The organism is Henriciella sp. (assembly GCF_049649345.1).
In the GTDB taxonomy this organism is placed as follows: domain Bacteria; phylum Pseudomonadota; class Alphaproteobacteria; order Caulobacterales; family Hyphomonadaceae; genus Henriciella.
The window spans coordinates 1-2,370 of sequence record NZ_JBARZC010000420.1 but is presented as its reverse complement, the minus strand read 5'-3'; the positions used below and the strand labels follow the sequence as shown (position 1 = coordinate 2,370).

Annotated in this window: 1 protein-coding gene; it reads right to left on the bottom strand. The window is 60.3% G+C overall.

Going from position 1 to position 2,370, the window contains the following annotated elements:
- Positions 1–2,327 (bottom strand): penicillin-binding protein 1A (locus WA989_RS11610; RefSeq protein WP_424340662.1); only part of this gene is annotated, 2,327 nt, incomplete at its 3' end.
- Positions 2,328–2,370: the final 43 nt, after the last annotated feature.

Here is a 2,370-nt window from a genome sequence, read left to right as displayed (position 1 = left end):
ACCGACACCAATCGTACGCCGGGCGGGATGCGGAAAGGCAGCGGCGGGGCCTCTTCCAGCGCCTCGGTCATGAAGTCGGTGAAGATTACACCGGCAACCGAACCGCCAGATTCGCCCTCGCCGAGCGTCTTCGGCGTGTCGAACCCGACCCAAACACCGACAACGAGATCTGGCGAAAAACCAAAGGTCAACGCGTCGACATAGTCGTTTGTCGTACCGGTCTTGGCGGCGAGAGGCTTGCCGATGCGGGCGGCTCGCCGCGCCGTGCCGCGCTCCACGACGCCTTCAAGCATATGGACGAGCTGATAGGCGATGATCGGATCAACCAGCTGCTCGCGATTGTCCGCAAGCTCCGGCGGGCCCTCCCCATCCCATTCTTCTGCAACGCAGCCTTCACAGGCGCGGGTATCGTGCTTGTAGAGCGTCTGACCATGGCGATCCTGGACGCGGTCGAGCAGCGTCGGCGTCACTTCCTTGCCGCCATTGACGAAAGCGGCATAGCCGCGGGCCAGGCGCCAAGGGGTCGTTTCACCCGAACCAAGCGACATGGCTGGATAAGGCGGCAGCTCGTCATAAAGCCCGAACCGCTCGGCAAACTCGGCCACAGCCGGCATGCCGATGTCCACAGCGACGCGCGCCGTCACCTGGTTGAAAGACCGTTCCAGCGCAGTCCGCATGGTCACTTCGCCATAGGACCGGCCCTGGGAATAGTTCTGCGGTTTCCAGGTCTCGTCGATATTCTCATCATAATAGACGAAGGGCGCGTCCAGAATGCGCGTCGACGGTGTATATCCGTTCTCGAGCGCTGCGCCGTAGACGAAGGGCTTGAACGAGGAGCCAGGCTGGCGAACGGCCTGCGTAACCCGGTTGAACGGGCTCTTGAAGAAAGAGTAGCCACCGACCATTGCGAGCACGCGGCCCGTATGCGGATCAAGCGCAACGATCGCGCCTTCCACGTCCGGGACCTGCCGCAAAATGGCGGTCTCCGCAGGGATATAAACCCAGTCGCCTTCGCCGAGTTCTTCCTCAGGCGTATCGTCGGTTCCGGCCCGGCGCTGTTCGGTCCGCTCGACCTCGACCAGAACGACATCGCCCTTGGACAGACCGCTCTTGCCGGTGTCAGCATCTTTCCAGCTCGATGCCCATTCGACATCTTCCTTCGGTATCGATGTCTCGCGCGCATCGTTCAGAACGAGCGTCGCCCCGCCGGCATTGACAGCCGAGACCATGCCGGCTTCCCAGACACCATAGCCTGGCGGCAGGGTCAGCTCCTGCAGCTGTTCGGCGACATTGCCATCCGGATCGATCGTCGCAAACGGTCCGCGGTAGTTGTGACGACGGTCATAGGATTCGAGGCCCGCTTGCAGCGCTTCCTGGGCGGCAAGCTGAAGGCGCGTATCGATCGTTGTCCTGACCGACAGGCCGCCGCGTTGCAGCGCTTCTTCGCCATACTGTTCGATCAGCTGCTTGCGCAACTCCTGAACAAAATAGGTCGCAGCGGCATATTCCGGTCCGCGAAGACGCTCAGTAACCTCAAGCGACCGTTCCTTGGCGGCGTCGGCCTCTTGCCGGGTGATATAGCCATCTTCGACCATTCTATCGAGAACGTAGTTGCGCCGCGCGAGAAGCCGTTCGGGCCGGCGGTATGGGTTTACCGTCGACGGCGCCTTGGCGAGCGACGCCAGAATGGCCGCTTCTGATAGGTTGAGCTCGGGCAGCGATTTGTCGAAATAGATCAGCGCCGCCGAGCCGACACCATATGAGCGGACCCCGAGATAGATCTCGTTCAGATACAGTTCGATGATTTCGTCCTTGGTGAACGCCTTTTCCATCCGGCGCGCAATGATCGCCTCTTTCACCTTACGCTGAATGGTCTGATCGCGCGTCAGCAGCATGTTCTTCGCGACCTGCTGGGTGATCGTCGAGCCACCCTGCAGATTGCCGCCACCTGTCAGCTTGATCTTTGCAGAATTGATCGCGCCGCGCAGGATACCCACATAGTCGAGGCCCTCATGACTGAAAAACTTCTTGTCCTCAGCCGCAACGAACGCCTGAACGACATGATCCGGTATTGATTCGATTGGCACGAAAACGCGGTGTTCTTCGGCAAATTCGGCGATCAGGGTCCCGTCACCGGCATGCACGCGCGAGGTGATGGGCGGCTCATAAGTCGCCAGCCGCTCATGCGAAGGCAGGTCGCGAGACAGCGCCGCGATCCACAAGAAAAGCACTATAAAACAAAGCGCTGCAAGAATGAACAGGCCAATCGCAACGCGCCTGGCGAGTTTCCAGGTCAGGAAACGCCGCTTGCTTGTTTGTTCTTCCATGGGTGATCCAGTCTGAGCTATACCCTGTTGAGCGCGATAGTTC